The sequence below is a fragment of the Spirochaetia bacterium genome (assembly GCA_022482625.1).
Taxonomy (GTDB): domain Bacteria; phylum Spirochaetota; class Spirochaetia; order Sphaerochaetales; family Sphaerochaetaceae; genus Pleomorphochaeta.
In genome coordinates this window covers 999,573-1,024,634 of the sequence record JAKVOU010000001.1, presented here as the reverse complement: position 1 = coordinate 1,024,634, position 25,062 = coordinate 999,573, and the positions used below count along the sequence as shown (strand labels likewise).

At 42.4% G+C, this 25,062-nt stretch carries 20 protein-coding genes; 15 read left to right on the top strand and 5 right to left on the bottom strand.

Going from position 1 to position 25,062, the window contains the following annotated elements:
• Window positions 1-55 precede the first annotated feature (55 nt).
• From LKE40_04565 to LKE40_04520, 10 genes are all read left to right on the top strand, one after another.
• Window positions 56-1,186 (top strand): 4-hydroxybutyrate dehydrogenase, encoded by a 1,131-nt coding sequence (locus LKE40_04565; GenBank protein ID MCH3916731.1) that lies wholly within the window; start codon window positions 56-58, stop codon window positions 1,184-1,186.
• Between the two features lie 182 nt (window positions 1,187-1,368).
• Window positions 1,369-2,388 (top strand): inositol 2-dehydrogenase, encoded by a 1,020-nt coding sequence (iolG, locus tag LKE40_04560; protein ID MCH3916730.1) that lies wholly within the window; start codon window positions 1,369-1,371, stop codon window positions 2,386-2,388.
• A gap of 362 nt (window positions 2,389-2,750) precedes the next feature.
• Window positions 2,751-4,142: an MFS transporter gene (locus LKE40_04555; GenBank protein MCH3916729.1), complete on the top strand. Its 1,392-nt coding sequence runs from the start codon at window positions 2,751-2,753 to the stop codon at window positions 4,140-4,142.
• Window positions 4,143-4,166: 24 nt separating this feature from the next.
• Window positions 4,167-4,997, top strand: a complete 831-nt coding sequence (locus LKE40_04550) for a sugar phosphate isomerase/epimerase (protein ID MCH3916728.1) — start codon at window positions 4,167-4,169, stop codon at window positions 4,995-4,997.
• A gap of 39 nt (window positions 4,998-5,036) precedes the next feature.
• Window positions 5,037-6,974, top strand: coding sequence for a 3D-(3,5/4)-trihydroxycyclohexane-1,2-dione acylhydrolase (decyclizing) (gene iolD, locus LKE40_04545; GenBank protein ID MCH3916727.1), 1,938 nt, complete (start codon window positions 5,037-5,039; stop codon window positions 6,972-6,974).
• Between the two features lie 45 nt (window positions 6,975-7,019).
• Window positions 7,020-7,919, top strand: coding sequence for a myo-inosose-2 dehydratase (gene iolE, locus LKE40_04540; GenBank protein ID MCH3916726.1), 900 nt, complete (start codon window positions 7,020-7,022; stop codon window positions 7,917-7,919).
• Window positions 7,920-7,988: 69 nt separating this feature from the next.
• A complete protein-coding gene (locus tag LKE40_04535; GenBank protein ID MCH3916725.1) occupies window positions 7,989-9,014 on the top strand; it encodes a Gfo/Idh/MocA family oxidoreductase in 1,026 nt (341 codons plus the stop codon).
• A 153-nt stretch (window positions 9,015-9,167) separates the two neighbouring features.
• Window positions 9,168-9,962 (top strand): 5-deoxy-glucuronate isomerase, encoded by a 795-nt coding sequence (locus LKE40_04530; protein MCH3916724.1) that lies wholly within the window; start codon window positions 9,168-9,170, stop codon window positions 9,960-9,962.
• A 27-nt stretch (window positions 9,963-9,989) separates the two neighbouring features.
• Entirely contained in the window at window positions 9,990-10,850 is an 861-nt protein-coding gene (locus LKE40_04525; GenBank protein ID MCH3916723.1) for a transketolase, read from the top strand.
• Complete coding sequence (locus tag LKE40_04520; GenBank protein MCH3916722.1) at window positions 10,838-11,803, top strand: transketolase family protein; 966 nt, start codon at window positions 10,838-10,840, stop codon at window positions 11,801-11,803. The genes LKE40_04525 and LKE40_04520 overlap by 13 nt, the downstream gene beginning before the upstream one ends.
• A 131-nt stretch (window positions 11,804-11,934) precedes the next feature.
• Here the strand turns inward: LKE40_04520 and LKE40_04515 are convergent, their stop codons facing one another.
• A complete protein-coding gene (locus LKE40_04515; protein ID MCH3916721.1) occupies window positions 11,935-13,089 on the bottom strand; it encodes a hypothetical protein in 1,155 nt (384 codons plus the stop codon).
• 261 nt (window positions 13,090-13,350) lie between these two features.
• On the opposite strand from LKE40_04515, the gene LKE40_04510 reads away from it, so the two are divergent.
• From LKE40_04510 to cls, 3 genes are read left to right on the top strand one after another with little or no spacing between them, the layout of a single operon-like run.
• Window positions 13,351-13,920, top strand: coding sequence for an epoxyqueuosine reductase QueH (locus LKE40_04510; GenBank protein MCH3916720.1), 570 nt, complete (start codon window positions 13,351-13,353; stop codon window positions 13,918-13,920).
• A gap of 56 nt (window positions 13,921-13,976) precedes the next feature.
• Complete coding sequence (locus LKE40_04505; protein MCH3916719.1) at window positions 13,977-14,519, top strand: hypothetical protein; 543 nt, start codon at window positions 13,977-13,979, stop codon at window positions 14,517-14,519.
• Window positions 14,520-14,562: 43 nt separating this feature from the next.
• Window positions 14,563-16,098 carry a cardiolipin synthase gene (cls, locus tag LKE40_04500; protein ID MCH3916718.1) on the top strand — a complete coding sequence of 512 codons (1,536 nt, stop codon included), beginning with the start codon at window positions 14,563-14,565 and terminating at the stop codon, window positions 16,096-16,098.
• On the opposite strand, the gene LKE40_04495 is transcribed toward cls, so the two are convergent.
• The 4 genes from LKE40_04495 to LKE40_04480 all read right to left on the bottom strand — a co-directional run bounded on the left by LKE40_04495 (window position 16,079) and on the right by LKE40_04480 (window position 22,937).
• Window positions 16,079-18,556, bottom strand: a complete 2,478-nt coding sequence (locus LKE40_04495; protein ID MCH3916717.1) for an efflux RND transporter permease subunit — start codon at window positions 18,554-18,556, stop codon at window positions 16,079-16,081. The genes cls and LKE40_04495 overlap by 20 nt on opposite strands.
• Before the next feature lie 73 nt (window positions 18,557-18,629).
• Window positions 18,630-19,823 carry a hypothetical protein gene (locus LKE40_04490; GenBank protein ID MCH3916716.1) on the bottom strand — a complete coding sequence of 398 codons (1,194 nt, stop codon included), beginning with the start codon at window positions 19,821-19,823 and terminating at the stop codon, window positions 18,630-18,632.
• Between the two features lie 290 nt (window positions 19,824-20,113).
• Window positions 20,114-21,724, bottom strand: coding sequence for a sensor domain-containing diguanylate cyclase (locus tag LKE40_04485; GenBank protein MCH3916715.1), 1,611 nt, complete (start codon window positions 21,722-21,724; stop codon window positions 20,114-20,116).
• A gap of 175 nt (window positions 21,725-21,899) precedes the next feature.
• Window positions 21,900-22,937, bottom strand: coding sequence for an HD domain-containing protein (locus LKE40_04480; protein MCH3916714.1), 1,038 nt, complete (start codon window positions 22,935-22,937; stop codon window positions 21,900-21,902).
• Window positions 22,938-23,499: 562 nt separating this feature from the next.
• On the opposite strand from LKE40_04480, the gene LKE40_04475 reads away from it, so the two are divergent.
• On the top strand, window positions 23,500-24,432 hold the full coding sequence (locus LKE40_04475; GenBank protein MCH3916713.1) for a DNA adenine methylase: 933 nt from the start codon (window positions 23,500-23,502) through the stop codon (window positions 24,430-24,432).
• Between the two features lie 96 nt (window positions 24,433-24,528).
• Window positions 24,529-25,044 (top strand): PadR family transcriptional regulator, encoded by a 516-nt coding sequence (locus LKE40_04470; protein ID MCH3916712.1) that lies wholly within the window; start codon window positions 24,529-24,531, stop codon window positions 25,042-25,044.
• Window positions 25,045-25,062 lie beyond the last annotated feature (18 nt).

Genomic DNA, 25,062 nt, shown 5'->3' with positions numbered 1-25,062 from the left:
TAAAGATGCCAGAATGTTCTGGATATGTTGATACAGTAAGAATTGGAGGCCTACGATGCAGGAAATCATCATGGAACCATCGTTGTACAAATTTGATACCTGTAGGGAGTTCGTGACAGCATTTCAATTGGGAAAAAAGGATTTGGTCCTTACGAACAAATATATCTTTGATCCTTATTTTGCAAAGTCGGGTGCACCTGTCCATGTCATTTACCAAGAAAAATATGGAGCCGGTGAACCTACGGATGTAATGGCAGATGCAATCTTGGCGGATGCTGCAAAAGTTGATTTTGACCGTGTGGTTGCAATCGGTGGCGGTACTATCATCGATCTTGCCAAAGTGCTTTCAGTGGCAGGAGAAAATTCAGTTGATGAGCTTTATGCACAGAAGACATTGTCAAAGAAAAAAGAGTTGGTTATCTTGCCGACTACCTGCGGCACAGGTAGCGAAGTGACGGATATTGCCATTCTCAAGCGTACACGTCTTGGTGTAAAAGTAGGGTTGACCGGCAAGGCTATGTTTGCTGATTATGCGGTCCTGGTTCCGGAACTTTTGGAAAGCCTGCCGGACTATGTATTTGCCACAAGTTCCATTGATGCATTGGTACATGCTGTTGAATCCAGCCTTTCTCCGAAGGCAACGGCCTATACAAGACTGTTTGGTTACAAGAGTATGGAAATGATCCTTACTGGCTATCTGAAAATCATTGCTGCTATCAGCAAAGGTATTCCAGCTAGAGAAGCCAGAAAACCACTTATGGATGATTTCTTGACTGCCAGTAATTTTGCAGGGTTGGCATTCGGAACGGCAGGCTGTGCCGCAGTCCATGCATTGAGCTATCCTCTTGGTGGTACCTACCATGTAGCTCATGGAGAAAGCAACTATGCCATGTTTACCGGCGTATTGAAAAATTACATGGAAATCAAATCAGACGGGGAGATTGCAAAGCTTAATGCCTTCCTTGCAAAAATCCTTGACTGCAGGATTGAGGTGGTATATGACCAGCTTGAAAAACTGTTGGATCAGCTTCTGCCAAAGAAAGCATTGCATGAGTATGGAATGAAAAGGGAAGATCTCAGGACTTTTACGGATGATGTCATGAAAACACAGGGGCGGTTGATGCGTAACAGCTTTGTACCGCTGGATGCTGCCCGCGTCTTGAAGATTTATGAAGAACTATATTGAGTTTCAATAACAGTAATGATTCTTTTTGCAATAGAAATTACATTTGTTATTTTTTTGGCAATTACTTTTCTTTTTCTGTATGGAGGGTTTTTGTTTTTTAATCAGTGAAAGAGATTTTTTGTAAAAAAATAAAAATATATCAATAAAATACGGAAAAATGACAATGACAATAGGAGGAAAAAATGAAGAAAAAGGTACGAATTGGTTTGATTGGTGCAGGAAGAATTGGAAGATTGCATGGAGAAAATTTAGCACAAGCAATACCAGATGCGGATTTGTGCGCCATAGCTGATCCATGTTTGAATGATGAAATGAAATCATGGGCTAGTTCGCTTAATATAACAGAATGTTATAAAGAAACAAAGAAAATTATGGCAGATTCTACTATTAAGGCTGTGTACATTTGTTCTTCTACCGGGACACATGCTGATTTAATTAAAGAAGCTGCAAAAAACGGTAAAGATATTTTTTGTGAAAAACCTATCCATTGGGATCTTGTAAAAATTCACGAAGCACTTGATGCTGTGCAAAAAGCAGGAGTAAAATTACAAGTTGGTTTTGTTCGCCGTTTTGATCATAATCATAAAAAAGTACACGATGTTGTTGCATCAGGCAGATTGGGTAATCCTTGTATTGTGAAAATTACTTCAAGAGATCCAGCTCATCAATCTATGGAGTATATTGCAACATCCGGCGGAATATTTATTGACATGACAATTCACGATTTTGATATGGCCCGATATTTGTCGGGTAGCGAGGTAACTGAGGTAACTGCGTACGGTGCTGTATGTGACAATCCAGACTATAAAAAATATGATGATGTCGATACAGCTATTGTGTTGTTAAAGTTTGAGAATGGAGCGCTTGGTGTAATCGACAACACAAGAGCTTCCTATTATGGTTATGATCAACGTACAGAAGTACAATGCCAGAAAGGATGTGTACAAGTTTCAAATGATTTGGAAAATACTGCACTTATTTCTTCTGCAGAGAATGTTCAACTTGCAAAACCTACTTGGTTTTTCTTGGAAAGGTATAAAGATGCTTTCCTTGCAGAAGATCGTGCGTTTGTTGAAGCCGTACAGTCTAACAAAGAGCCTCTTGTAAGTGGGATAGATGGCTTACGTCCCGTTGAAATTGCAATTGCAGCGCATAAGTCCTTAAAAGAAGGACGTTCTGTAAAGATTTCAGAAGTTCATTAATAATCAAGGCTCTTTTTGTATATTTTAGTTATTGGAGACTTTACACAGTATTGGTGTGAAAATTTTCGGTTTATAATTTGTTACACTGTAACCGGTCTCTTGCTGGGAACGACTAAGGCCTTGAGGATGCCTCGCTTTTTTGTCATGCCTTCCTATTATAGCAATAGTATCGGTTGCTGTGTAAATCCATTTTACTTAGTTACGGAAAAGAGCCGTAAGCAATTACTATAGTCAAGTAAAAGACATACTTATGGATTTTGAATAAAGATACTATGCTGTCTTATTTTTAGAACAATGTTTTTTTTCAGAGTCAAATATTAGGTAGAAGCAAATAGTGAAAGGAAACTAGGAGGAATATTATTTTGAAAAGGGAGGAGGAAAATATATCGCTGACTGGAGCTTCACGTCTAAGGTTTGGAACCAAAATGGCGTATGGTTGTGGTGACACGGCCTGCAATATTGTATTTGGGATGATTACAACTTTATTGACGTTGTTTTATACAGATTATGTTGGTATCAACCCAATAACAATTGGTTTGGTTATGTTGGTTTCTCGGGTGTTTGATGGTACGTCAGATGTAATTATGGGATTTTTCGTAGAAAAAACCCACTCAAAATATGGTAAGGCGCGTCCTTGGATTTTGTGGATGTCGGTTCCGTATGCAATTGCTGCAGTACTTCTTTTTGCAGTACCTCATACAACAGAATTTTTGCAAGGGATTTATATTTTTGTTACTTACAATCTTTGTACGACTGTTTTTTATACAGCGATTAATGTTCCATATGGTTCATTGTCTACATTGATGACGAATAGTTCTCATGAACAGGACTTGCTTTCAATTTTTCGTATGGGGCTTGCTCCAATGGGTCGTATTATAGCAGTTACCTTTACGATGCCTGTTGTTAAATTATTTGGAAATACACAAGTTGCATGGATTAAGGCAATGGGTATATGGGCAAGTATTGCACTCGTTTTGCTGCTTATTTGTTTTTTTAATTGCAAGGAAAAAGTACAGCCGACTGCACCATCAACAAAAAAAGTACCAATTGGAAAAAATCTTAAAGCATTGGCTAAAAATCAATACTTTTGGGTTGGCTTGGTTTTATGGACAATAACTTGTGTACATTCTACGATTGTGGGAACGGTTTTGCCATATTATTGTAAGTATATTTTTCATAATGATTCTTGGATGTACAGTTTATTATATTTACTTGAAACTGGTATATTGTGTTCTGGTGCTTTTGTTTGTCCGTTATTCTTGCATAGATTTACAAAGAGGACAATTTCATTGGTAGGGGCTGTCGTAGCAGTTGCTGGACAAGCTTTGGTAATAATAAATCCAAATAGTTTTGTATGGGTTGCTGGGACAAGTGTTATCCGTGCAATTGGAGAAGTTCCACTTACTGCTTTGATTTTTGGTATTTTGGGTGATGTTGTAGATTTCGGTGAATGGAAAACTGGATTTCGACAAGAGGGGTTAGTTTTTGGCGGTGGCAGTATGGGATTCAAACTCGGTACAGGTATTACAAGTGCTATAGTTACGGCAATGATGAGTTATGCTGGATATATAGCATCTGTAGGAGTACGGATACAACAACCAATCAGAGCGTTGAAAACTATTCAGAATATATATATATGGGGACCGCTTATAATTTGGATTTTTGCTGTTATTGTCCTTATATTTTATAAATTGGATGAAATTTATCCTCAAATTATACATGAATTAGTTCAACGGAAAAAGACATTTGAATAATAAAAATGGAGGTATCGTTTGGATATGCTTAAATTAGGTTATAATGAAGCAACCTGCATGGAAAATTCTTCAGTTATCAAAGATTTACAACTATGTGAAAAATATGGATATGATGCCATAGAACTTCGTTTGGATATGTTAAAGGATTACCTTAGAAATCATTCACTTAACAGTTTAAAAAGTTTTTTTGCAAAAAGCCATTTATGTCCATTTGCCTTGAACTCTATTGAAAATATTAACTTTACTACAGATAAACAATGGCAGGATTTAGTAAATTTATTTTTATTTGGTTGTAAAATTGCAAAAGAAATTAAAATCCCTTATCTAATCGTTGTACCAACCGTAGGAAAAGATATCAATAAAAAGAATGAAGAAGAAGTCCTCGGTGATTCCGTTGACGTCTTACGAAAACTTTCAGAGTTGGCAGCACCATATGGAGTGGGACTTTCTTTTGAACCAATCGGTGATCGACACTGGTGTTGTAACAGTTTACGCCAAGCATTGGAAATTATACAAGCAGTAAATAAGAAAAATGTTGGATTAACGGTGGATTGCATTAATTTTTATATGCATGACAAATGTGCTGATTTGGAATTTATTCGTCAAATTCCTAAAGAAAAGCTTTTTGTTTTTCATATCAATGATTGCGAGGATTTGCCACTTGGTTTACTTGAGCAATGTAATCGATTGATGCCTGGTGATGGATGCATTCCTGTTGCAGAAATTATACGTAGGGTGCAGGCAGTGGGATATGATGGACCTGCTTGTGTTGAACTGTTTCGCCCTGAATACTGGAAAATGGATGCTGAAAAAGTCATACAAATGGCAGCTATAAAAACTCGTAAATTTTTGTGAGTAGTTTGTTGTATATGCTATCTGAGGAGGAACTAAATAATGAATAGAACAAAGATGACGGTTGCACAGGCACTGGTCAAGTTCTTGAACCAGCAATATGTCGAGATGGATGGTAAGGAAGAGCCTTTTGTTGACGGGATTTTTGCTGTCTTTGGGCATGGTATGGTAGTAGGGCTTGGACAGGCCCTTGAGGAAAACCCTGGACATCTACGGGTGTACCAAGGACGTAACGAGCAAGGCATGGCACATGCCGCAATTGCATATGCAAAGCAGAACAATCGTCGAAAGATCATAGCCTGTACATCATCCATAGGCCCCGGAGCGACCAATATGGTGACTGCAGCATTGACTGCTTCCATCAACCAGCTGCCGTTGTTGCTGTTCCCATCTGATAGCTTTGCAACCCGTCAGCCCGATCCCGTGCTGCAGCAGATGGAACAACCTTATGATCTTTCAATGACTGCGAATGATTGTTTCAAGCCTGTATGCCGATATTGGGATCGTATTTCCCGTCCGGAACAACTGATGACTGCAATGATCAATGCAATGCGGGTATTGACTGATTCATCAAATTGCGGAACCGCCTGCATTGCCCTTCCTCAGGATGTGCAGGGTGAGAGCTTTGCCTATCCTGATTGTTTTTTCCAGAAACGAGTACATCATATTGCACGTCGCCTTGCAGATGCGTATGAAATTGACAAGGCCGTAGAAATGATTTGTGAATCCAAGAAACCGTTGGTAGTTTCCGGCGGTGGCGTCCGATATTCCGAAGCTGGGCAAACGGTAATGGATTTCTGCAAGTCTTTCAATATTCCTGTTTCCCAGACACAGGCAGGTCACTCTGCATTGCCTGATTCTTTTCCTCTTTGTGTAGGTGGAATCGGGGTTACCGGTGGTTTGGCTGCCAATCATCTGGCTGCAGATGCAGATCTGGTCATTGGTGTCGGAACCCGGTTCAATGATTTTGTCACTGGTTCCAAATGGGTGCTTTTCCGCAATCCCGATATACGGGTACTTGCCATCAATACATCTGAGTACCATGCCGAGAAGGTGGATGCGCAGCGGTGTGTCGGTGATGCAAAGGTAACCTTGGAAGCCATTGCTAAGAAACTGAAGATACGAGGGTACAGGTCCGGCTATACGGATGAAATCAGAAAAATCAAGACAGAATGGGAAAAGACCCGCAAAGCTGTATGTGATATGACATACACCGGCAAGGATTTTGTACCTTGCGTACCGAGCTGGACACCGAAGATTATCAACGACTATCTGGAAGATATCGGCGGGACCATTACGGAATCCAATGCAGTTGCGCTGATGAACCGTGAAATTGATGCCGATGCCATCGTCGTTGCCGCAGCAGGATCATTGCCTGCTGATATGGAACGGCTGTGGGTGACCGATGCGAAAGACAGCTATCATATGGAGTATGGAGCTTCCTGCATGGGATATGAGATTGCAGGGGCCTTCGGTGCAAAACTGGCTGAACCTGATAAGGAAGTATATGCATTGCTTGGCGACGGTTCCTTCATGATGCTGAATGCTGATATGGCAACTTCCATACAGGAAGGTGCAAAGATTACAGTCGTGGTCTTTGACAATGCAGCTTTCGGATGCATCAACAACCTGCAGATGGGCAATGGCATAAGTTCCCTTGCGACTGAAATGCGTTACCGCAATGAAAAGACTGGAAAGATGGATGGCCATTATGTGTATACAGATTTCGCAAGGATCGGTGAAGGCTATGGACTCAAAGGATTTGTTGCCAAGACTACTGATGAGTTCGTGCAGGCCTTGCATGAAGCCAAGAAGGAAAAATGTTCCTGTATCATCGACGTAAAGGTATTGCCGAAAACCATGGCAGAGGGCTTTGAGAGTTGGTGGCATATCGGCGTAGCTTCGTTTTCCAAGTCAAGGGATGTACAGGAAGCCCGTAAACGTATTGATGACAAACTGGCAGAAGCCAGGATGTATTAGAAGTATAGGATCTGATTTTATATCTGGTAGAAAAGGAAGGAAAAAATGCTTGATAAGAAAAAAGTCCATGTCGGTATTGCTCCGATTGCATGGACAGAGGATGATATGCCGGAAATGGGAGCAGAAAACAGCTTTCTACAAACCATCAGCGAGATTTCACTTGCCGGTTATACCGGAACGGAAATAGGTTGTCAGTTTCCCCATGATGCCAAAATCATGAACAAAGAGCTTGGCCGTCGTGGACTGTCTGCAATCACAGGTTGGATAAGTACCTATATCAATGAACGTCCGATGTGGTGGAATGAACGTGCATTTGTCGATCATATGAATTTCTTGAAATCAATCGGTGCTACGCTGATCAATACATCTGACCAGAGTTTTTCCGTACAGCATTGCTGGGATACACCTTTTACTGCAAAGCATGTCCTGAATGATGATCAGTGGGAAGTACTTGCAAAAGGGTTGGATCATCTGGGAAAGATTGCCTATGACAATGGTATGCATATTATCTATCACCCGCACATGACTACGACGGTACAGAAGACAGGGGAAATTGATCGGATGCTAGAGATGACTGATGCCAAGTATGTCAATATTATCTTTGATACGGGACATCTGGCGTTTTCCGGCGAGGATCCAGTGGAAATCTTGAGGAAACATCACGACCGGATCAAGCATGTCCATTTGAAGGATGTGCGGAAGAGCATCAGGGAAAAATGCTATGCCGATAAACTGAGTTTCCTTCATTCTATACCCGAGGGAGTATTCAATGTCCCTGGTGATAGCGGAGGAATGGTGGACTTTCCTACGGTTTTCCGCTTACTGGACCAATATCATTATGAGGGCTGGTTGGTCGTGGAAGCAGAACAGGATCCATCTGTTGCAAACCCGCTGGATTATGCAAGGTTGGCACGTGCATATGTGCGTGAACAGACAGGTCTGTAATCTTGTTTTGGGAATCGGTATAAGGCAATGATAAAAAACTGAAGATAAGTTGGAGGATAATAAAAAGGAATGAGTAGAAAACTGAAGATGGGAATCATCGGTGTAGGGCGCTTAGGGTATGAGCATGCGAACAACATTGCAAACAAAATTGGTAGTGCAGAACTTGTTGCCATATGTGATGCTGATAGAAAATGTGCTGAGAAAGTAGCCGGTGACCTAGGAGTGGATGCAGTATATACGGATGCCAGAAAACTGTGTGCCGATCAGAAGGTAGAAGCAGTGGCAATTGTTTCCAACACAGCATCACATACCGATCTGATTAAGATTGCAATGGATACTGGGAAGCATGTATTCTGTGAAAAACCACTGTGTGATACGGTTGAAAAATGCAAAGCGGCAGAAAAGGTCGTGGAAGCGCATCCTGAATTAACTTTCCAGCTTGGTTTCATGCGCCGCTATGACAATTCATACCGGCTTGCAAAGCAGAAGATTGACCATGGGGACATCGGTAAGGTCTTCCTTGTCCGTTGCTATTCCCAAGATCCTATTTCAATCATCAAAGGTACGTTGGAATATGCTCCTCGTTCGGGAGGACAGTTCATTGACATGAATATCCATGATATTGATTTGATCCGTTGGCTGACGGGATCTGAACCAAAAAAGCTTTGGTCGATCGGGGGGTGTTACGAATTCAAGCAATATAAGGATTGGGATGATGGAGACAATGTCTCAACGCTGATGCAATGTGAAAATGATGCAATGGCCTTCATGTATGCAGGTCGGGCTGCTGCACATGGTTCTCATGTGGAAACGGAAATCCTTGGAACGAGAGGCACTCTGCGTATCGGTTCAGTTCCTACAGATTCCCTTTTGGAAGTGATGAGTTCCCATGGAGTTTGCAGGGAATGCTACCAGGATTTCCTGACACGTTGGCACGATGCCTATGTTGCAGAGATGGAAGCTTTCATAGACTGTGTGCAGACCGGAAAGAAACCTGGCGTCGGTGTATATGACGGCACAAAGAGTACGAATATTGCATTTCGGTGCAAGGAATCGTTTCTGTCGGGTGAGATGCTGACGGTCCAGGATGTCTGATGACTTTGACAGAGGCAATTTGTTGGATAAGTTATGTGGACTGCTCACATTTCTTTTGGGTATCGGCCCTTCAACAGGTTGTTCCTCTGTCGTATTTTCGGCAGATGCCTTTTCTTAAGGTAGGATGCATCTGCCAACGGAGGGAATTTTATTGTGAAATATACAAACAGGAAATCCTTTGAAAAAGGATACAATGCAATTGTCTCATCTGTCTTGAACCCTGAGATGATGGGGCTGGATTTTGGAGTAGTTTCCATGACCAGCGGTGATAAGATGCGCTTCTGTTATGATCAGGAAGTCGTGTATGATCTGGTGATGGGAAGAATTACATTTTCATGGGAAGACAGAAGCGAAGAGGCTGAACGTAGTGATTGTTTCCATCATGGTGCAACTTTGCTTCATGTGCCGCATGGTACGACGGTCTATGTAGAATGTTGGTCCGAAAAGGCAGAGATTGCAGTCTGCCGTACTGAAAATGCCAAGGATTTCCAAGCACGCTTGCTCAAGCCTGACGATTGTCTCTGTGCCAATGAAGAACGTGGTGCCGGACAGATGAATGAATGCTCTACACGTATCGTCCGTACGTTCTTTGACCGTTCCAGTTGTCCAGATACAAATTTCTTTATCGGGGAAGTCGTACATTTTCCGGGGAAATGGTCGTCATATCCACCACATCAGCATGTGGAACCGGAAATGTATTTCTATAAGTTCTTGCCTGAGAATGGCTATGGTCTTGCTGAATATGGAGATGATGCCTACAAGATCCGTAACAATGATTTGATGGGCATGCCTGCAAATGTTACCCATTCCCAGGTTGCTGCCCCGGGATATGCTGAATATTACCTTTGGTGTATCCGTCTGCGTGATAAGGAAAATATCGTAACGACATTTGTTAAGGAACATCAATGGGTTACAGCTCCGGATGCAAAGTATTTTCCGGATATCTGAGCCTGGTTGGAGATGAGAGCATAGCGTATGGAAAAGACACTTGATGAACTTGATATTTTTGCCGCCCAGATTCGCAAGGCTGCCCTTGCTGCCATGAATTCATTTCATGGCGGCCATCTGGGTGGTTCCATGTCCATGGCGGATTTGCTGGCCGCTTTATATGGGAAGATAATGAGGATCAATCCTCAGGATCCACAATGGAACAAGCGGGATTGGCTGGTAGTTTCCAAGGGACACTGCGGACCTGCCGTATATGCTGTCCTTGCTTTGTGCGGCTATTTTCCTGAAAAGGAATTGCTGACATTGAACCAAGGTGGAACTTGTTTACCGTCACATTGTGACCGGAACAAGACACCGGGAATCGACATGACCACCGGTTCCTTAGGACAAGGATTTTCATCTGCCTGTGGTATCGCATGGGGAATGCAATATAAGGGTATGCCCAATTATGTGTATGCCATCCTAGGTGACGGAGAATGTGATGAAGGACAGGTCTGGGAAACTGCTTTGTTTGCAGCCAGCAAGAAGCTGAATCATTTTATTGCATTCATTGATCAGAATGGAAAGCAGTTGGATGGCTATACCAGGGATATCTGTGATTTGGGGGACCTAGGTGCAAAATTCAGGGATTTCGGCTGGTATGCCCAGGAAGTAAACGGGCATGACATTTCAGCAATCCTTTCTGCTGTCGATGCAGCAAAAGCCGTAGATGACCGTCCCTCTATGATTGTACTTCATACGATGAAGGGGCAGGATTGCTGTTTTGCAGAGCATATGTTCTATAATCACTTCATTCGGTTCACACAGGAGCAGTATGAGGAGGCAATTGCTTTCTTGGATAAGAAGATTGAAGCTCTGCAGAGCGAGGATGGAAAATGTATACAGTGACAAAAGAAATTCATCCTGAGAAAGAGGATATGAAGACTGTATTTGCACAGACAATGGAGGAACTGGTCAGGGAAGATCCCGCAGTCGTATACTTCGATTGTGACCTTATGAATTCCATTGGCATGGCAGATTTCGCCAAGAGACATCCTAGGAAAGCTGTAGACTGCGGTATACAGGAAGCAAATATGATTTCTGTTGCCGCTGGAGCTTCTGCTGTCGGCTTGAAGCCGTTTACACATACATTCGGGACATTTGCTTCCCGTCGTGTCATGGACCAGGTCTTTATTTCTGCTGCATATGCGAAACTGAATGTCCGTATGCTGGGATCGGATGAAGGGATAACAGCATCTTCCAATGGAGGGACCCATATGCCATTGGAAGATATTGCAATGATGCGCGCTGTACCAGGCATTACGATTATTGATGTAACGGACTGTGCCATGCTACGTGATGTCATTCGGCAGACGAAGGATATGTATGGTGTATTTTATATTCGTCTTGCACGGAAAAAGACTGACCATATCTTTGATGAAGGCTCTACGTTTGAAATCGGCAGGGTAGCCAAGTTGCGTAAGGGCAGTGATGTCACGCTGTTCTGTGCAGGTGCTTGTGTCGCAGAGACCTTGCGTGCAGCGGATTTGCTTGCTGAAAAAGGAATCTCAGCAGATGTGCAGAATATGTTTACGATAAAACCGATTGACCGTGATGCTATAGTTGAAGCTGCACGCAGGACCGGAGCAATCGTAACAGTGGAAAACCACAATATCATCAATGGTCTGGGGTCTGCTGTTGCGGAGGTCTTGGTGGAGACTATCCCGATACCGATGGAACGCATCGGTACACGGGACTTATTCGGACAGGTAGGGTCAGTGGATTACTTGAAAAAAGTATACCATATGACAGCCGTTGATATTGCAGAAGCTGCAAGAAAAGCTATTTCTAGGAAAAAATGACATTTTGCATGTATCTCTCCATGGAAAATTTCGTTTGTACTGAAGTTGCCGCCAAGCTACGGCAACTTCTTTTTTCCTAGAGGTCCAGAGCATTTTCGAATCAATTCCTATGATTCCAATCATCTACGGGTTCAGTCGTCAGAATGTTCCTCCAGCCATCGCTGGTCATCCTCGGTCAGATCTGTATTCGGCAGTTCTTGATCTGCAACTTTTTTTATTGCTCCTGCATTTTCTTCAGGGAGATCGTTTGCGGCAGACTTTTGGGCAAGGTGCTGTGTATCTATTGCAGCCTTCGGCTCTTTTGGGAAACCTTTCTTGATCAGTTTGCTGACTTGTGCCTCAGAAAGCTGTTTAGGCTCAGCTCCTCTTGCAACTTCTACAGGGCTTGCATTGAGCGTGACACAAAGCTGATCCCTCGTTGTCTCATCAGACAGGCCTTTGATATAAGTTTCAACTTTCTCTTTGTTCAGGAGAGTCGTAAAATTCCATTTTTTTGTCATGGCAATATTGAACATGGCAATTGCTTCATCTATTTTGCCATAATGAAGTTTGACTTGGGCAGCATGGACATACGGATCTGGAAAACGTGGTCTGCGTTCCATCATGTCACTGTAGACCTCTTCGGCTTTTTTCCAATCTTCCCGGACGATTGCCAGCCAACCTTCGTTGTCTGCCATCCCGGCACTTTCATTGATATATTTCCTGCCTTCTTTCAGGCAAATCCCAGCTTCTTCATACTTGCCGGCATACAAGTAATAGCTGCTGAGGTTGATGAACAGGAAGCGGTTGTCAAATCCTGATGCTCTTACTTCTTCAAGTATACTGATAGCCTCGTCCAGTTTGCCTGTAAGTTGCAGACCCATGCTTTTCTGTATCTTTGCAATCTGCAGGGTTTCATTGTCTTTTGTTCCTTCGATGACTTTGTCCAAGGCCTTGAGCCCGTATGCTGCATCTCCCTGTTGAATGAAGAAACTGGCTGCCGTAGTCATATACTTGTAGGAAAGCTTGCCAGATTCCATTGCCTTGCGATAATAATTCCAACTTTTGTCATGGTCTGCTTCCTTCTTGCTGGAGAGAAGCAGATTCCCTCTGATAAAATACAAAGTTGCCTTGTTGATAAAAAGGGCAATGGCTATGACAAGAACAATTACGATTAGCTTGTTCCAGATAGGAACAGGCAAAAAAGTAGCAATTATGGATAGAACAAGTGCAACAAGGAAAGAAACAGTACCTTTTGTCAGTTTCATGAGATTCTGGCAGGCTCTTTTCTCCTGATTTCGGAGCATGAAAAACCCACCGGCCTCCTTATTTCAATTCAGCAGTACCGCAACGATGGCAGTAAGCTGTTCACTGGGGTGACAGACCGGAGCGAGTTACGAAGCTCCGGGCAGGATGTACGGCAAAGCAATAGACGGACAATGCGACAATCCCTGAGGTGCCGACAAGTCATATTTTTCTCTTTGTCGCCATAACTGTACTTGTTTTTTTCCCTGAAGGCAAGGTAGAGTATGAGCATACTGACATCGTGAAGGGAGAATTGCAGACATATGGATATGCATCAGGAAAACAAGAAATTGCTTCTTCATTGCTGTTGTGGTCCCTGTAGCACGACCTGTATCAAGCGGTTGCTTGCAGAAGGATATGAACCTGTACTTTGGTATGGAAATGACAATATATATCCCGTTCAGGAATTTGAAAAACGCTATGACAACCTGAAGATTGTGGCAGCACATCATGGGCTGGAACTGATCAAGGGAACATATGACCATGATGCTTGGTTGCAGGCTATTTCAGGGCTTGAACGGGAGAGGGAAGGCGGTAGACGCTGTGAAGCCTGTTTTGCCTATAATCTTGCTATTGCTGCAGCCAAGGCGAAGGAACTAGACATACCTTATTTTACTACAACGCTGACAGTGAGCCGATATAAGGACAGTCATAAGATATTTGCTGTCGGTGAGAATCTGGAGGGTTTCCTTGCTTTTGATTTCAAGAAAAAAGGCGGATATGAGGAAAGTATCCGCCTGAGCAAGGAGCTCGGGCTGTATAGACAGCAATATTGTGGCTGTGAGTTTTCTTATGCGCAGGCAGCGGAACAGAAAAAAAAGCACAACTGTTGATTTAGCTTTGTACAAATGCCAACAATCGTATATACTACAAAGGAAGGAGTCGGGATATGATGGATAGAGATGCTTTCTTATTGATACTGAAGCAATACCAGAAGGAGGGGCCCACCAATCTTATTGCCCTTGCCCGGGAACTGCAGCTCGGTGTCTATTCTTCACCTATGCTCAACCCTGCCATTTCCGGTAAGCTGATTCGTATCAAGACGGAAGATGCAAAGAAATTTGACAAAGGGTCAGGCTGGTATCTGCTGATGAACCGAGACCGGCCGATGGGTGCCATCAAGGAAAGCCTTGCATATCTCATCGCAAAGTTTGTCCTGACGGATCTTAGCCATTATAATTTGCTCAGTGACAGTGTAAGGTTCAGGACTATGTCGGCCCTTGAAGATCCTCTTGAAAAACAGATAGATACATTGGCGTTGGAAATTCTTATTCCTGATACTTACTTTGCCCAAGCCATCAAGAAAGGCAAGTATATCCATGAAATTCCTGATTTGTTCAAGGTTGATGCAAGTACGCTTTCTGCAAAAGTCGGCTACACTGTCTATCCCCTTGATTTCTGGGTCAATGCCAGGAGTTCTACGCGCCTTTAGGGGGAAAAGTGGGTGACTGCCGCTGGAACTATATCGGATTGCCATGAAAAAGTTACTGAAGTTTCTACTGAGCAGGTTTTTTATTTCCCTTCTGTTGATTGCCATACAAATTGCAATTATCTTCAGGGTATTCAGCTATACCATCAGATACCCTCTTGTTTACCAGTTGTTTACCTATCTTTCATTTGGTGTATGTCTGTGGGTGCTGTTCAACAAACATGAACCTGAGTATGCCATAGGATGGGTCATGATTATCATGTTGGCGCCTGTCTATGGCAGTATCTTTTATCTGCTGTTCGGTAAGAAACGCCTGACAATCATAGGAAGACACCGTACTGAGTCCTACATGAACGAGTATTCAAAATACAGTACCCGTTTTCCGGCAACCATGAAAGAACATGCTTTGGAACTTGAACATGAAGACCGGGATTGCTATTGCATGAGCCAATATATTGCTCGGGCGGCATACAGCCCTGTGTGGGCACATACTGAGGCTGATTACTTTCCCTTGGGTGATGATTTCTTTTCCTGTTTTCTGGAAGAACTGAAGAAGGCAAGGTCTTTCATATTCTTGGAATATTTTCAGATTTCCGAAGGTCAGATGTGGAGCCAGGTACTTGCTATCTTGGAACAGAAGCTGAAAGAAGGAGTTGAGATCCGCATCCTCTATGATGATTTCGGCTCCCTTGGGCGGGTTTCTGACTACTATTACCGTGAACTCCAGGCGAAAGGTTTCAAAGCTCAGGCTTTTAATCGATTCAGACCTCATGTCAACATACGGCTGAATTATCGTGACCATAGGAAGATCTGTGTCATTGACGGGAACATCGGTTTCACAGGAGGACTTAACCTGTCTGATGAGTATATCAACAGGACCGTACGTTTTGGCCAATGGAAAGATTCTGCAGTGATGCTCAAGGGAGATGCCGTATGGAACCTTACTACTTGCTTCCTGTCAATGTGGGCATTGCAGACAGGAGAAGATGATGACCTTGTGCCCTTCAAGCCGACGTTGTCTTCCGTTGCCAGTGATGGGTTCGTACAGCCTTTTGCAGACAATCCGTTGGATGAAGTTGCACTTGCTGAGAATGCCTACACCCAGATAATCAACAGGGCAAAGGACTATGTATGGATTACGACACCTTACTTGGTCTTGGACCATACGATTGCCCGTACGTTGTGCCTGGCGGCAGAAAGTGGCATAGATGTACGTATCATCATGCCGGGTATTCCTGATAAAAAATCAATCTTTGAAGTTTCTCGTTCATATTACAAGGAACTTATTGCATGTGGCGTCAAGATTTATGAATACATTCCTGGGTTTGTGCATGCGAAGATGTTCGTTTCAGATGACAAGGTGTCCATTATCGGTACCATAAATATGGATTATCGTTCATTTTACCTTCACTTTGAATGCGGGGTAGCTTTCTACGGGACTTCAGTTATACGAAAAGTCAAAAAGGATATGCAGGATATGCTGATGCAGTCTACCCTCATTACTCAGGAAACTGTCAGAAACGTTTCTCTATCCAGGAGATTTGTCCGTGGAGTCCTGCGCTTCATTGCTCCGTTGATGTAAGTTTTCTTCGTCTCTGCCTGTTTTTGAATGCATCCAAGGCTACGATGGCTGCAGGAAGTATCAATATGGTTGCGAGCATGGAATCCATCAGTGCGATGCTCATCAGTATGCCAAAGAAACGTATAGGCGTGTAACTGCCGAAGGATAGCATCAGCATGCCCAAGACAATTGACAGTGTCGTAATGACAATGGCACGGCCAGTCTCTTCCATGGTGAGGCGGACGGTCTGTTTTACCGGAGATTGGGGATGCTCTTTCCTGTGCTGGGTATAATGAAGCAGGAAATGTATTGCATCGTCGACGCCTGCGCCTATGGCGACGCTTGCGAAACTTACAGTGACCATATCAAAAGGAATTCCGAGCAGGTACATGAAAATATAGTTTGCTGCAACGGCCGTAGCTACCGGAATCAGCGTCAGGAGTCCTCGTATGGCCGAGCAGAATGCGAAGGCAGCAAGAATGAAAACAAGCAGATAGGAGACCATCTGTGATGCCTGCTGGTCTTTCATCAGTTGCCTGCTGAAACTCAAGGCTTGTGCATTCGTACCTTTGAACTGGACTGAAACTCCTTTTGGCAATAAGGGGAGGGAAGATCTCAGGAGGGTTTCAATCCTTGCACTGCTGGAAGTCGTTGCAACATCTTTCTTGATGCTGTCATAGCTTTGAAGATAAATGTGCAAGGTATTTCCATCCTTGCTGATGACTTTGCCGATCAATCCGGCACCTTTGTCATGAAGCAATGTAACTAGTCTGCTGAAGAGATTGAGCAATGCCTTTTGTGAAGGGATATCTTCTTTTCCGCTATAGGTCTTGTTGAGGAATGCAACATAAGATGCAAATGAGATATCTTGGAGGATATCAGGGCTTTTTTCTACTTCTTGCTCAAATGCATAGACTTTTCCGAGGTTTACAGGGTCAAGGAAGAAGCCTGCAGATGTACTTGGAGCGGTCAAGACCACCTCAAAAGGCATGTCTCCGCCCAGTTCCTTTGCAATGAACCGTGTATCGGTACCGATTCGGTCAGATTCAGGGAAATAAGCCATGTAGTTGGTATCAACCATGACTTTGTCCTTTGTCAGGAAGAAACCGACGAATACGGCAACAAAGACCAGACAGAAAATCTTCCAATGTTCCGTAACCAAGGTAGCCAGTTTATGAATGGTGCGGGTGAGTATGCCATGCTCAAAGATTTCCTGTTGCTTTTGCTTCGGTGCATCAAGGAACGAAAGTGCTATCGGCAGAAAGGTAAGGGATAGGATTGCACAGTAGGCAATGCCTATAGAGACACTCAGACCGAATTCCCTGAGACCTGAAACCTTTGAGACCAGCAGGCTGAGGAATCCGATGATAGTGGTGATTGCAGCTAGGAATATTGTAGTATGGATGCGCTCTCCGGCTTTGAACGGTATGGCTTTTGCAGGAAAACCTTCGACATGCATCCGATAGTATTCACTGAGCAGATGAACAGCATAGGAACTGCCAAGGACAAGTACCATGCAGGGAGTAACTATGTTGATCAAGGTAATTTCATATCCAAGCAATGCCATGGTACCGAATGTCCATATCAGGCCGATAATCGAAAGCACAAATGGTAATAGCATGCTGCGTTTTGCCCTGAAAGAAAGGTAAAAGGTGATGAGGATGACAATAAGGCACAGCCCCAGCAGCAGTGTGAGATCATGGGTGAGGTAGTACATGATCCTGTAGGTAATGGGAGCTGATCCTGTTATGGAAAAAGTAGCTCCATATTGTTCCAATGGCTGCAGGTAGGTAAGGAGATCATATATTCTTTCTTCGCTCAGTTTTGCGGTGTCCAAATGAAATATGACCGACTGTAAATCGGCGCTGACCATATAACCGGTTACGGTTGGGTCAGTGCTGAGACGTTGTCTGAGCTCCATGACCTGTGCATCAGTCCATGGCGTACCTTCCTGGTGGGAAGACAGTGGTACCAAAGAGAGCCTTGAACCTTTTTTTATGACTGTAAAATAATTGAATACGGAGGTGTAATCATGGACATCCGGCTGCGCCTTTAGATTTTCCAGACAGATATCCAATGTATTGAGGAACACTGGTGTAAAGAATGATTTGCTATGAATCATCAGGAGCAGGTTTCCACTGCCTTTTGCATTCCCTTCGGAAGTTATTTTTGCAGGATAGGTTACATCAGCATGTTCATCCATGTCCGCCGGTATAGGCTGTGCCGCTATTGCTGTCGTATCAATCCGTGCAGAAGAAGGAAAACTATCCAATAGCTGCTGGGTTTCTTTGCTGTCGAAAGTGCCTTCTCCTCCCATATATGTCTTTGAAGGATATTGGTTGAACAGGACACTGAAATCAGCATTGACTTTTATCTTTGAAGCTTCGAAGGCAAAAAAGGCTGTCAGAATGAATATCACGGCAAGAATGCAAAGCCTATGCTTTTCTTGAAATTTGAAGAATGTAGTAAGATGTTTCATCAGTCTGTTTCAACCTTTTTTTTCTTTTTGTCCTTCAATTGAAAGGCATTGTGCCAAAGAAATCAAGGTACACTCAGATGGAAACATAGAATGACAGGCTGTTATGCCAGGACATGTCGATTTTTGAATTTTTTGCAAAATAATATCTTTGGTAAAACTGCAGATGGAATATGCCGAAGATGCGGTAATGTAGTTCATAGCCGATATAGCTGTCTGCAGCATGAATGGAATCAGATGGAACTCCATACTCAGGATTAACATTGTTCAGTTCTCCCCAGATGAACTTGTTGTACAGATTCAGGGCAATATATGGGTAAGTATCATCGGTCAAAGCGTGCGGCCCTTCTAACTTCAATGTGAGGACTTCATAGAGACCGTTTCGCAAATCATCATTTACCTGGACAAAGGCCGGGACAACAGTACCGTTGAGGTACTTATAACTCAGTGTATTGGAAAGAGACAGACGGTACTTTGTCATACGGGTTCCCGTAAATATGTCAGTATAATCATGGGAAAGCAATACCTTGCAATTAGAAAGAGTAAGGATATTCCTGAAGTAATTGACATCTGCTCCATTATATGCATCATCGCTGACTACAAAAGCAAAGGGATTTATGCTTGACATACCTGAGGGTGCAAAGGAAGCCGTTTCACTAATGTTGGATGTAATGCCCGCTATCTTGGGAAGATCAAGAAAGAATCCTGCATTGACAGCAGTAGCCAGCAGAAATCGGTTGCCCTGTAAGTCTGGAACGCCATACAGGGTAGCTTCCTCAGAGAGAGCTGAAATGGAAGGTGCATCAGCGGTATTCCTTTGGGTAAATAGATTGTCCATTGCCTGTTGCCAGCGTCCTCCGTACTCAGCAAAGAACTTTAGCTTGAAGTTGTCGGGGACAGGAACCGGCTGTTCGAAGCGCAGGTTCCAGATGGAGAATACCGTACCGAAGTAAGTATCTATATAGTCATCGTAGTCATCGTAGTCATCGTTTGAATCGCCATCTTGCAGGCCCGTTACTGGGTTCTGCAGGATTTCATAATCCATATATCCGCCACCGATGTCAAAATATGAAGCAAGCGGCATATCTTTGATAGTAGGGAATTTCCATAGGGAATAACGGGCAATGATATAGGTAGGGAAAGTATCAAGTCCCAGGTAGTCACTTGTGTCGTACTGGATGACAGTTCCTTTGGGAGAGATGGCAACGAGGGAAGCCATGCATAAGCCAGAACAGACGGCTACCATCATGATTACTTTTTTGAAATGCACTTGCTGTGTCTCCTAACCTATTGCAATGTAGACGAAAACCGTCTCTGTGATACCCTACATAACAAGTAAAAAGACAAAAGGATAAAAAACAAGCATAAAAAATTACACCATATATGCTCTTTTCCCTATAAAGTCTTACTGTTTCTGGTGTGATATCCTCTATTCACATTGTTGCAGGAACTATCTTAATATACTGTTTTGCCTTCTGTAAATCCATTGAAGAAGAAAAATCAAGCATTTTGGAAAATATATTGGTACCAAACCGATTTTCTTTGCCTATAAATATGGAATCACTGTCTATACAGAGGATCTGTCCCTTGCAATTCTTCTTTCATCTTTGTCTTTCGTTGATACATCAACAGGTCGGCCTTGCTGATAAGTTCATCCAGATTCATAGTCCCGTTGGCTATGACTGCAACACAACCGAAGCTGACGCTCCACGGAATAGGACACGCGTATGTCATGCCCTTTGCCTGTAGGATAGCATTCAATTGCCCTAGCTTGTCTTCTGCTTCTTCCGGCGTGCAATCCTTTATAAGAGCTAGGAACTCGTCACCACCCAACCTACAGATCAGCGATTCCTTTGGACAAATTCTTACAAGGCATGTTGCCAATGTCGTGATGAAAAGATCTCCCTGATCATGTCCTAGCTGATCATTTACAGCCTTAAGATTATTGAGATCAAAAAAGCAAAGAGATAGAGACTTTTGTTCTGATTCTTTGTTTTTGATGGCTTTTTCCATCAGTTCAAGACCAGCTTTTCTGTTATAGACTTTTGTGAGCGGGTCCTTTGTAGCATCCTCGACAAGTTGTTGATGTAACGATTTGTTCATATCATCTTTTTTTGCAAAACTATACCCTGTAATTACGATGATAGGCACTCCCAATAGTCCTATTACCAGCAGTATTTTTCTCAGCAGGTCGATATACTGTAGCCATTGTTGCTTGTTTACATCGGTGAGGAGGAACCACAAGGTATCTTGTCTGTCTGTGGCAATCAATTGGTTGTTTTTTTTGTTGCCGAGCGTGGTCATATGCTTTATTGCAGCCGTGGTTGGATCGACAGCTACAAAGAACTGCAGATGTCCATTTTTACTGAAGGAACCCTCGGGTGAATCTTGCATTTTGGCCCAAAGTTCAGGGTTTTCTGTTGCAAGGTTATGGGAAGCATGATCTGGAAGTTGAAATCCCCATAGTACGTTTGGATCCGGACCATATAAGTAGTATCCCTTGTCATCAAGTAAATAGAGGTCGCTGTTTTTTTGCTGTGCAAAATCGTCAAGCAATGCCAGTATGTGGTCAGCGAGGTAATTGATGATGACAAAACCGACTGGTTCGCTCTTTTCTTCTTCGTAGAGCCCTACTATATATCTGATCATCGGTTTGTAAGGAGTTTCCATTTTACCTTGTTCGACATTGAGGTCGAATGGTGATATGTATGTCTGGCCTTTCCTGAGGTTTTTGGTTTCATTGAAGTAATATCTGGCTGATTTGTCTTGCAATTCAGTATTTGTAATAACCTTTGGTACTCCTCCATTATAGTTGACTCGTATACGCTCTTTTCCTTTACAGTCCATGATACGGATCTGGTCATAGCAAGTACGAGAACGGAGGATCAGTGTTGCAACGTAGGAGACTAAATCCTTTGCTTTCTGATCTTCATGAAGGACAAGATTGGTTTCCTGCATATCTGTGAAAAGGAAGAGATCTTCTATTGTCTTGTTCTGTTCTTCGAGAAGCCGATTGCTGATGATCTCAAGTCCTGCTAGTTCTTTCTGACTGAAAACAGAGAGCTTTTCGTGGCTCAGAAAAAAGTATGTACCGCAAAGGACCACTGCAAGAATAGCCCAGCCGATGAGTACAAAGCGTATTGTCTGGATCAAGACTGTCTTTTTGTGCATGTTTTCCCCTGTACATCATGGAATAAAATAAATATGTATATCCCGATACATACATTATATTACCATATGGGAATTATTTTAGACTTGCAAGTCCTGTGAGTTGAAAAGTTTAAATAGAAAAACTTTTGCCTTGATATCAAGGAAGAGGAATTCTGATGAAAATTATTTGTTGGCGTTATTCTTTTTCAGCAATTTCATGTATTTCCTTGCGGATGCCGATGAGGGCATCAACAATAATTGGATCAAAATGTGTGTTGCTTTCATTTGCTATCAACTCAATTGCATCAGCCGATGGATAGGCTGGTTTATACGGACGTTTGCTGGTCAGTGCATCATAGACATCGATTACTGCCATCAATCTTCCTGCCAAGGGGATATCTTGACCTTTTTCAAAATATGGATAGCCTTTGCCGTCATACCATTGGTGATGAAAAAGGATGATGTCCTTTGCAACTGAGAGTTTTTGTATCATTGTCGGTATATCCCATTTATAAAGGAGTAGGAGGGCCATGCCACAGACAACGTGATGTTTCATTATTTCGAATTCTTCACAGGTCAACTTATCCGTTTTGTTGAGAATCGGTTCGGGGATGCAGAATTTCCCGATATCATGCAATGGGGCCATCATAGCAAGATTTTCTAATTGGACGGTTGACAGCCTGTAACCAGGCAGGTCCAATGAGCTTATTTTTGTAGCAAGCAATTCCATCATCGAAGAGGTCCTCTGCATGTGTGAGAACAAGTACATTGTATGGCTATTGACCAGATGGCTGAGGGCTTCAATGGAATTGCCTGTCCATGTCGTCATAAATTGAGGATGCCCTATGATGTCATGAGAGTAAATTTGGTTTTCGCTGATTCTGAGGTTATTGTATATATTGGCTTTGAGCCGGATGATGGTTTTATCGATAGGTCTGGCAACGGTATCAATGATTGTGAAATCCAGAGGATTTTGTTCAGGCGGGAGTCTATACTTTTGATCCAAGATAATTATACAGGGGAGGAAGGGTTTATGTCTTTTGAGCAACTCAGGTAGTATAGTAACTTTGAGTCGTAGAAATATGGGGTCAATAATAAGAAGAAAGATGTCTTTATCATTCAGTACAGACTGTAGCTCTGTGAATGAAGCAATGCATTGGGTATCATATGTATCCAGCAAATGCAAAAGTTTTGTCTGCTCCTCGGCAGTTACTCCAAGAATGATTCTTCCCATAGCATGTTCCTTTTTATATCGGTTAAAGATATTTCTAAGGTAACAGATGAATTCCGATTTTTCCCTATACACGGAAAACTCTGCAAATTACTTTAAAGTAACTGTATTTTATCAAAGGAACTGGATGTGGCCAACACCGAATGATTTATTTTTATGCTTAAAGACTGATGATAATGGAAAACCAGATGATAGGTTACTTAAAGATATAAATATAATAACATATTGTTGTGTAGGAAAATAACTTATAATTTTTGAAAAAATATAATATAATAAGCATAATAACTATATGGTGCAAATAATGGCTTATTAATATTAATCATATATTGAATTTTTTTTGAAAATAGGAATAGTCGCAACTGATTTATTTAAGTCCATAGATATGAGTAATTATGTGTCAGTTAATTATCTGTTTAAATTAGTTATTTACTAACTAAAATTCAATTGTTTTGAGCTTGTTTTATTGTTTTACAATTTTTATCAGAACAATAAAGTAACTTTTAATCACATAACTTAAGATTATTAATGTGCAAAATTTTGTTTTCATGCTATATTTGAGACTATAATGGATAATTTTCTATCACCACTTAGATACCCAGGAGGTAAATGTCGGCTCAGTGGGTATATCAAGGAACTTATGCTGGAGAACGATCTCTGTGGGGGCGTGTATGCAGAGCCGTATGCCGGTGGAGCTGGTGTTGCTCTTGATCTCCTTTTTTCTGGGTATGCCAAGCATATATACATAAATGACTTGGATCCGAATATTTATGCCTTTTGGTATTCTATGCTTCATGATACTAATGATTTTCTTTCATTGCTTGCGACTACAGAAGCAACTATTGAAAATTGGTATCTTCAGCGTGCAATACTTGCTGCTCCAGAAGATCATGCTTCCTTGTTGGAGCGAGGCTTTGCGACATTTTTTTTGAATAGATGCAACAGGTCCGGTATCATCAAGGCTGGCCCGATCGGTGGTAAAAAGCAGTCCGGACGATGGAAAATTGGTGCCAGGTATCATCATGCGAATCTTGCGCATCGTATTGAGGTGATAGCTAGCTACCGTGATGCCATTACTGTTACCAACGAGGACTGCTTGGATTTCCTCAGGGAGAAAGTTCCTGTCTTCAGAAAACAGAAAAGCCTTGTCTATCTTGATCCTCCATACTATGAAAAAGGTCGTAGCCTTTACCTGAATGCTTATGAACCGACGGACCATGCAGAAGTCTCCAGTTTCCTGCATACGGAATTCAGTGACTTGAACTGGATTATTTCCTATGATGTCTGCTATCCGATTGCTGTACTGTATGGTGATTTCAGATGTACTGAACAGATACTTAATTACAGTATTTCTGCCACGAGGCGAAAAGGGAAGGAATTTGTCTTCTATGCGCCGAGTCTCAAAGTCCCTTGCGGGATGCCGACGATTGATCCGTTGGATTACCTGACTGCACGAAATGAGAAATCCGTAGAAAATTCTTTGGTGAATTTCCATTCTTAAAAGGGAAAGATGTCCTTTTAAGGTAAAGGTTGTTGACAACTCTATAACTGGGATATATGATATTAGTATATTTTATACTAATAGGAGATGCCATCTATGTCTGCCATTGACCTTATGTTGCTTGGTTCCTTGATTGACCATCCGATGAATGCCTATGAACTGAAAAAGCAGATGGAAATTGCACGGGTCAGCAATTGGGTAAAGATAAGCTCTCCTGCAGTTTACAAGAACTTGGTTCAGCTTGCCGGACGCGGTTATCTCGATACCAAGGTAGTCAAGGAAGGTGAGATGCCTGAAAAGACCATCTATTCAGTCAATGGAAAAGGACAGAAACATTTTCAGGCATTGATGGAGACCTATAGCCAAAAACCGGGGTTCGTTTATATTGATTTTACGGCTTTCATCAGTAATCTGCACCATCTGGAAAAACCTGTAGCAGAACAAATGCTCCATGATTTGCAGGGAAAACTCTACGTGAAACTGAAATATATGGAGCTTGTATTGGAGCAGGAAGGCGGTAAATCCAACGAGGCCAAGGCAATCATTACGCTTTATGTCAGGATGTATGAGCTGTTCTATCGCTGGGCCTGTGATTTTCATCTGGATCAGTGAACTGCTGATTCGTTTTTT

Bases quoted from the DNA above. Each gene is read 5' to 3' on its own strand.
- LKE40_04565 (MCH3916731.1), top strand. From the start codon at position 56: ATGCAGGAAATCATCATGGAACCATCGTTGTACAAATTTGATACCTGT.
- iolG (MCH3916730.1), top strand. From the start codon at position 1,369: ATGAAGAAAAAGGTACGAATTGGTTTGATTGGTGCAGGAAGAATTGGA.
- LKE40_04550 (MCH3916728.1), top strand. From the start codon at position 4,167: ATGCTTAAATTAGGTTATAATGAAGCAACCTGCATGGAAAATTCTTCA.
- iolD (MCH3916727.1), top strand. From the start codon at position 5,037: ATGAATAGAACAAAGATGACGGTTGCACAGGCACTGGTCAAGTTCTTG.
- iolE (MCH3916726.1), top strand. From the start codon at position 7,020: ATGCTTGATAAGAAAAAAGTCCATGTCGGTATTGCTCCGATTGCATGG.
- LKE40_04535 (MCH3916725.1), top strand. From the start codon at position 7,989: ATGAGTAGAAAACTGAAGATGGGAATCATCGGTGTAGGGCGCTTAGGG.
- LKE40_04525 (MCH3916723.1), top strand. From the start codon at position 9,990: ATGGAAAAGACACTTGATGAACTTGATATTTTTGCCGCCCAGATTCGC.
- LKE40_04520 (MCH3916722.1), top strand. From the start codon at position 10,838: ATGTATACAGTGACAAAAGAAATTCATCCTGAGAAAGAGGATATGAAG.
- LKE40_04515 (MCH3916721.1), bottom strand. From the start codon at position 13,089: ATGCTCCGAAATCAGGAGAAAAGAGCCTGCCAGAATCTCATGAAACTG.
- LKE40_04510 (MCH3916720.1), top strand. From the start codon at position 13,351: ATGGATATGCATCAGGAAAACAAGAAATTGCTTCTTCATTGCTGTTGT.
- LKE40_04505 (MCH3916719.1), top strand. From the start codon at position 13,977: ATGATGGATAGAGATGCTTTCTTATTGATACTGAAGCAATACCAGAAG.
- cls (MCH3916718.1), top strand. From the start codon at position 14,563: ATGAAAAAGTTACTGAAGTTTCTACTGAGCAGGTTTTTTATTTCCCTT.
- LKE40_04495 (MCH3916717.1), bottom strand. From the start codon at position 18,556: ATGAAACATCTTACTACATTCTTCAAATTTCAAGAAAAGCATAGGCTT.
- LKE40_04485 (MCH3916715.1), bottom strand. From the start codon at position 21,724: ATGCACAAAAAGACAGTCTTGATCCAGACAATACGCTTTGTACTCATC.
- LKE40_04480 (MCH3916714.1), bottom strand. From the start codon at position 22,937: ATGGGAAGAATCATTCTTGGAGTAACTGCCGAGGAGCAGACAAAACTT.
- LKE40_04475 (MCH3916713.1), top strand. From the start codon at position 23,500: ATGGATAATTTTCTATCACCACTTAGATACCCAGGAGGTAAATGTCGG.
- LKE40_04470 (MCH3916712.1), top strand. From the start codon at position 24,529: ATGTCTGCCATTGACCTTATGTTGCTTGGTTCCTTGATTGACCATCCG.